The 6,643-nt window shown below is 66.3% G+C and carries 5 protein-coding genes; 1 reads left to right on the forward strand and 4 read right to left on the reverse strand.

Going from position 1 to position 6,643, the window contains the following annotated elements; all coding sequences use genetic code 11:
* Positions 1 to 12: 12 nt before the first annotated feature.
* The 4 genes from ABZV94_RS28545 to ABZV94_RS28560 form a co-directional block, all read right to left on the reverse strand.
* Positions 13 to 1,611: an MFS transporter gene (locus ABZV94_RS28545; RefSeq protein WP_356345262.1), complete on the reverse strand. Its 1,599-nt coding sequence runs from the start codon at positions 1,609 to 1,611 to the stop codon at positions 13 to 15.
* Positions 1,612 to 2,327: 716 nt separating this feature from the next.
* The gene (locus tag ABZV94_RS28550) at positions 2,328 to 3,047 is read right to left on the reverse strand and encodes a hypothetical protein (protein ID WP_356345264.1); all 720 of its coding nucleotides are present in this window, start codon (positions 3,045 to 3,047) and stop codon (positions 2,328 to 2,330) included.
* A 66-nt stretch (positions 3,048 to 3,113) separates the two neighbouring features.
* Positions 3,114 to 4,055 (reverse strand): hypothetical protein, encoded by a 942-nt coding sequence (locus ABZV94_RS28555; RefSeq protein ID WP_356345266.1) that lies wholly within the window; start codon positions 4,053 to 4,055, stop codon positions 3,114 to 3,116.
* 44 nt (positions 4,056 to 4,099) lie between these two features.
* Positions 4,100 to 4,720 (reverse strand): TetR/AcrR family transcriptional regulator, encoded by a 621-nt coding sequence (locus ABZV94_RS28560; protein WP_356345269.1) that lies wholly within the window; start codon positions 4,718 to 4,720, stop codon positions 4,100 to 4,102.
* 88 nt (positions 4,721 to 4,808) lie between these two features.
* On the opposite strand from ABZV94_RS28560, the gene ABZV94_RS28565 reads away from it, so the two are divergent.
* Positions 4,809 to 5,678: a 3-hydroxyacyl-CoA dehydrogenase family protein gene (locus ABZV94_RS28565; protein WP_356345271.1), complete on the forward strand. Its 870-nt coding sequence runs from the start codon at positions 4,809 to 4,811 to the stop codon at positions 5,676 to 5,678.
* Positions 5,679 to 6,643 lie beyond the last annotated feature (965 nt).

Below are 6,643 nucleotides of genomic sequence, written 5' to 3' on the forward strand. Positions count from 1 at the left end.
GCTCGTGGGGCGCTATGCCCGGCCGACCGGATTCCTGCCGATGACGAAGAGCGCCGCCGGAATCGCCACCACTATCAGTACGGCTGCCGTCACCATGAGTCCGATGTGGACGGAGTCGGTGAACGCATGCGCGATCGCATGTCCGATCGCCGCTGCCTCCGCCCCGTCGGGGGAATGAGCGGAGCTACCATCGCTCACGGCGTGGGCCACGTGCGCGGCTACGGGTGCCGGAACTCCCGCTCTCCTCAGGCTTTGCGGCAGGATGTGCGCGAAATGGCTGGTCAGGAGACTGCCGATGATGCTTGTGCCGAGGACGTTGCCGAGCTGACGGAACATGTTGACGGCGGCGCTGGCCATGCCGGCCTTATCGTGCCCGACACTGGTGACCGCCGCTGCTGTGGTGGGTGCCAGCACAAGTCCTTCACCCAGCCCGAAGATGACCATGCCCGGCCATACCGCTTCGTAGGAGGCGTTTGCCGGTGTGGCCAGAAGGCACACGGCCCCGAGTGCGGTGACCACCAGGCCCGCCGAGAGCATGGTCTTGAAGCCGACCCGCGCCACCAGGCGCGCTGCCACGGCACTGACCAGCACGTAAACGGCGAGGGTGGGCATGAGGCGCCAGCCTGTGTTCAGTGCGGAGGTGTCCTGCACTCGCTCGAAGTAGAGAACCATGATCAAAGGGACGCCGCCGAAGCCGAACATCCCCGCCGCGCCGACGGCCATGGTGGTCGAGAAGGACACGGATCGGAACAGACGCAGATCGAGCATGGGGTCGGCGGAGCGGCTTTCGACGACGAGGAACACCACGAGGCCCAGCAGGAAAAATGTCCAGGCCGTGAGGATGTGGCCGTTCGTGTAGCCGACGTGGCTGCCCTGGATCACGGCGTAGGTGAGCGCGACGACGGAGACAGTGGCCAGCAGTACTCCCGGTATGTCGATCCGGCGGCCGAGATGACGGGTGTCGACGACGAAGAAAGGTGTGGCGAGCAGCACCAGCGCTGAAATAACGGCGTTGACGAGGAAGACGCTGTGCCAGGAGAAGTGGGCGAGGAGAACACCCGCGATCAGGGGGCCGGCAGCGAGCCCGATGCCGGAAAAGCCCACCCAGATGCTGATGGCCTCCGTGCGTCGGCGGGCGTCGTGGAAGCTCGTGCTCACTACGGTGAGGCTGTTGGGCAGCACCATGGCACCTCCGACGCCCATGACGGCCTGTCCGGTGATGACGCCGGCTGAGCTGTCGGTGAAGAAGCACACGAGACTGCCGATGCCGAGTATCGCTGTACCCGCGAGGAAGACCGTCCGCCGGCCCAAAAGGTCTCCGATGGTACCCGCCGAGAGCGTCAGGCCGGCCACTGCCAGGGAATAGGCGCTCGTCACCCATACCAGTGTCGTGGCGGTGAGGTGCAGATCGGACTGGATAGGGCCGAGTGAGGAGATGGTTGCTGTGATGTTGACGAAAGTCATGGCCATCCCGAGGCACACGCACAGCAGTGAGAGCCAGGGATGCGACGGCCGGCCACTGCCCTCCACGGTACGGGAGGTCGACGCACCTCCGTCCGTTCCTGGAGAGACGGTCGACGCCGCCGCTGTTTCCCTGGGGGCGGTAGTCATGGCGCGGTGTCCTTGCTGTTTCGGAGGGAGGCGATCGAGCGGAGCGGGCCAGCTGGCGCAAGGGAGGATCCGTGCGCCACATCAAACATCTAAGTAAAGCGAACGCTTTACTTAAGGCAGCGTAGCAGCCCCTGATACGACGGCAGGACAGGGGGGAACACACGCACGCCTCCTCGCCGGGTGGCTGCGCGGCCTGGCCTCGGCTGGAGCCGACAAGAGTGGGCGAGCGCACGACTCGACTCTCGCGCGAAATGGTTGGTCGTCAGGCCTCTTGGGGACCAGAGACGACCGTGTGGACCGACGCCCGGGACGCGTGGCTCAGTCCCGGTAAAGGTGTGAAGACATGCCGACACACCTAGGCACAGCGGCTGACACAGTGAGGGGAGGTGGTGTCGTGGGCCGCGTCCGAGTGACTGGTTGGGCCGTGGCGCGTGGCATGGAGCATCGCCGTGGAGGTCCCCCAACATCGGGCAAGGCTCAGTCCGTCACCCAGACACGGACACCACGGCGGGGCCGCGCTGGCCTGCTGGCGGAAGTGACCGTCGACTCCGAGACGGTATGGAAGACCGCTGGTGTACCCAGGTCCAGCCCGGCCGGTAAGGGCTACACACCCGGCCGGGGACTGGTGGCGCTGTCTCTGTGCCTGCTGCGCATGACCGCCCCCATCACTGGCCGCGACGGGGAATGCGGGTTGGCAACGCCACCAGCGCGGAACATCAGCTGAAGCGGAGGTTGCTGATGTTGACGAACACCATCTCCCGTTCGCGGAGGGGGCTGTTGTCGGCGGCTCGCATGAAAGCGTGCCGTCTGGTGGCGACACGGATGCCTGCGACGTCGACGATGTCGTACACGTACTGGGTGGCGGGGTCGCCTCCTGCCACGTCCAGGTGATAATCGTGTCGCCGCAGGAGGCCGTCGTCGCCGAAGTAGAACTCCTGGACCTGGCTGTGACTGGCGAAACCGGTGGGGAACGTGGCCCGGAGGCCCCGCCAGGTCTCGGCGCCCTCCTGCCACGGCGCGATGGACTCGATCCGCGTGCCGGGGGTAGTGAGGGAGAAGGGCACGGTGAGATAGGTCCACAGTGCGTAACCGTTGAAGTAGGCGCGCTGCAGCGGGTCCCACGCGGTAGTGAGTTCGTGGCCCGCGAACGATGCGCGGGGGTTGCTGCGTTCGGCCACCACGGTGCCGTCGAGCTTCTCGATCGCGACGTGCTCGGGAGTGAAGCGGGTCTTCTGATCGGGCGCGCCGAACGGCTGGACGGATGCGCTTTGCCGGTGCAGGGAGATCACCTGCTCGCGGGGCGCGGGGTCCTGCGGCATGCCCTTGAGGACGTAGAGTTCGCCGCCGCTGACGATGGTCGCCCGGAGGGTGTCGAAATGGTTCCAGCGGTCCAGTCCGCCGTGCGCTTGGATGGCTTCGGCCAGCAGATCGTGCACAGGAGGCTCCTGAGAGGAAGATGTGGTGTGTGTTCGTGTCCGCATGGGATGTGAGACGGAGCCTGTTCAGAGCACGAGTGCGAGTCCGGTGACCGGGCCGGGGAACTTCGTCACGAGCCGCTTGCTACCGTCCGCGAGAGTGATCTCGTACACGGCACCCGAGAGGTCGGACACGTAGGCGTTGCCTCGCGCATGGTCGATGGCCAGTCCGATGGCCTCGTGGAATTCGCTGGCGACGATCGTGGGCGTGTCGCCTCGCCGTCCGGGCGGCGGTACGGGAGCGCGGTTCAGAGTGTTGCCCAGCGGGCCGGCGCCGCGGTCGGTCCAGTAGAGAACCTGGCCACTCGGGTCGAGTTCGAGGTCGATGGGCTCGGGAAGCCCTTCCCACAGCGTTTCGATGTCGTCGCGGTCGCCGGGAGAGGTTCCATCGGGAAGTTCGAGCCGGGCACGGAGGATGCGGCCCTTGCCGCCGTCACTGGGACCCTTCTGAGTCCAGTACAGCCAGCCATGGGCCGTGTCGACCGTGATGCCGACGCATTCCTCCTCGGCGCGAGTGGGACCCTGTCCGGCGGTCAGTATGAGAGCTGTCAGACCGGATCCGTCGCGCTCGGCGCGGTAGACGCCGCGGCCCTCCCGGTCGCACCAGTAGAGCCGCCCGGTCGCGGGGTCCGTGGTGAGCTGCTTGCCGGTGGTGAACGTGCCCCGCGGCACGACGATCTGCGGGACGCCTCCCGCAAGGGGCACGCGCTGGACGGAGCCGTTGCGGTGGGTGAACGGTGGCTCCACGTTGGGCTGGAGCGGTGTGTCCGGCGCTCCCATGAGCGTGAAGTACGCATAACCCTCGGTCTCGTCCACCACGATGCCGTCCGGCACCTCCGGAATGCCGAGGGCGATGTCGGTCACGGTGCCGTCGTGCGGGTTGATGCGGTGCACGCCGCCGGGTACGAGCTCGAGAGCGTAAAGACGCGGTGATCCCACCGACTGGGCTGCTGCGGAGTCTGTTGTCATCTCTGGATCTCTTTTCTGTACTTCTCGCTGGTGCGGGACCGCTGTCACCGGGTGGGTGCCGGTCCCACAGGTTCTGAGATTCCCCGGAGTGCGCTGAGGAGGACGTCACGCCGGAGGCGTTCAGGATCATCCGTGAGAGGGGACTGAAGGACCGCGCCGACATGTGCGGCGATGACAACGCGTGTGCCTTCGCTCGGTGAGCACGTCAGGTCACGCCCAGCGGACCTGACGGCTGCCACCACGAATGGCTCCAGCCCGTCGGCCAGACGTTCGCCGTGCGCTCGAAGTGTTTCCGTGGTCTCCGGGCGGCTCTTTGTCTGCACCGTGAACTGGGCCCGGATCGCATACCACTGCCAGTCCGGAGGAAGGACATGCATCAAGGTCTCGACCACATCCTCCAGGCCGCCGCCGCTCATGGCGAGGGGCGGCGACTGGCGCATCCCTTCCAGCAGGTGCTCGGTCTGCCGTTCGTACAACGCGAAGAACACCTCGTCGACGGTCCTGAAATTGGAGTAGAAGGCTCCGCGCGTGAAACCCGCCTGGCGGCAGATCTCGTCGATCGACACCGCCGTCGTACCGCGCACGGCGAACAGTTCCTCCGCCGCGTCCAGCAGGCGGGTGCGTGTGTTCGATCGTCGCCTGAGACCAGCTCTTGCTCCTGTCACCGTAGTGCTTCTTCCCTGTTGTCGTCCTCGATGTCCTGATACATACTGTACTCGATTCATTTTGAATCGAGAAGGGAAGTGGACTGTCATGACCCACATTGTTTCCGAGGCCGACACCAAGGAGCGTCCCGTCGTCGTTGTGGGCGCGGGCACGCTGGGACGTCGGATAGCTGCTGTTTTCGCCGGAGGCGGGAGCAACGTGCGCCTAGTGGACCCCGCAGAGGCCCAGCGCAAGGACGCCCTGTCTTACATCGCGGACACCGCACCGCGGCTCGCCAAGGGAAACGGCACGCCGCCCGGAACCGTCACCGCCCATCACGAACTGGAACCCACCCTTGCCGGAGCGTGGCTCGTCATCGAAGCCATCCCGGAACGGCTTGAGGCCAAGCGCCCGCTCTTCGGGACACTCGACCGCGCCGCGGACCCGGACGCGATCCTGGCGACCAACTCGTCTTCCTACGCCTCGCGGCTGGTCGTCGACGAGGTGACCCACCGGGAGCGCGTCCTCAACATGCACTTCGCCCTGCCGCCGGAGAGCATGGCGGTAGAGCTGATGGCGGACGGTGAAACGGACCCCGCCATCATGGAACTGCTGGACCACCGCCTGCGTGACTTCGGACTGAAGCCGTTCATCGCGCGCAAGGAGAGTACCGGATTCATCTTCAACCGCATCTGGGCGGCCATCAAGCGAGAGGCGCTCGAGATCGTCGCCGAGGGCGTCAGTACGCCGGAAGACGTGGACGGCATCATGGTAGCGAACATGGGGCTCGCCGACGGCCCGTTCCGGCTCATGGACCGGATCGGCCTCGACGTCGTGCTCGACATCGAAGACCACTACGCCGCCGAGAACCCCAATCTGCCGACTGGCCCGAGGGAACTGCTGCACCAGTACGTCGACGCGGGAAAGCTGGGCGTCAAGTCGGGTGAGGGCTTCTACTCCTACCGCGAGAGCCGCTGAACCGCGCGAGGGTAATGGTCTCTTCGAGGCAGGCCCCGACTGGCCCGTGCCGGCCCAGCAGGGCTGACAGGTTTGCAGGAAGCGCGGGTACGGTGACGGCGGCTCCGGCACGACGGGGTCTGCTGGTCGACTCCGATGTAGGTCCTCATCCTTGTGACCCGCGCGGGGAACCGAAGGCTCCCGAAACGGGGGCAGTCGGGCCCTGCGGGGGCCGGCAAGACCCAGCAGCCCATGGGCGACGCGGTCACTGCACCCGCGAAATCGACGCCGGAACCCGCGTCACATGCAGTGCAGCAACTGTTTCATCGGCGATGCACAGTGCGAGGCACGATTCGAGCGGCGTCCGCGATGATGGCCGCGTCGCGGGCGCCGATCTGCCGCCTGGGCGGGGTCGGCCTGCGTCGTCAGTCCCGACAGAAGGCGACCTGACTTTCCTGCGTCAGAGGGCATCTGGTCAACGTTCACGCCGGTGTGATCGGGATGCCTGTTCCGATGTGCCTGGTTGGCTCGGTCACCCACCGCTCCGGCAACGGCTCGAAACCCTTGGCCCGCGGTCACTGAACGACCTCCACGTCGACATCGAGCCCGGCGCCACACGGCAGTGGCGAGCACGGCCGGGACAAGGCTGTGAGCGTCTGCCACGGCCGTGGTCGGCTGGATGCTGCGCCGTGGGCTCGGCGGGTGTTGTCGTGCAGCAGGTCGGGCACCTGCTGCACGGTGTCGCTGGCTTGCCACTCGGCGTAGTAGTCAGTGACCGCCTTGTACGGCGGGAAGTCGTACGGCGCACACTCCCATGGATACCGGCGCGGTCGACGTACAGCATCGCTCAGTCAACCATCCGGACACACCAACTCGCCGGATCAGATCCCCTCTTAGGGCTCGCAGAGAATCAACATGCTGATTTGATCACCGTGGGGCTGCGGTTCGCGAGGAACGCCGTGACGTCAGCGGGGGTGCGGAACCTG

Origin of the sequence: Streptomyces sp. NPDC004658, from assembly GCF_040609555.1 — a bacterium.
Classification (GTDB): Bacteria; Actinomycetota; Actinomycetes; order Streptomycetales; family Streptomycetaceae; genus Streptomyces.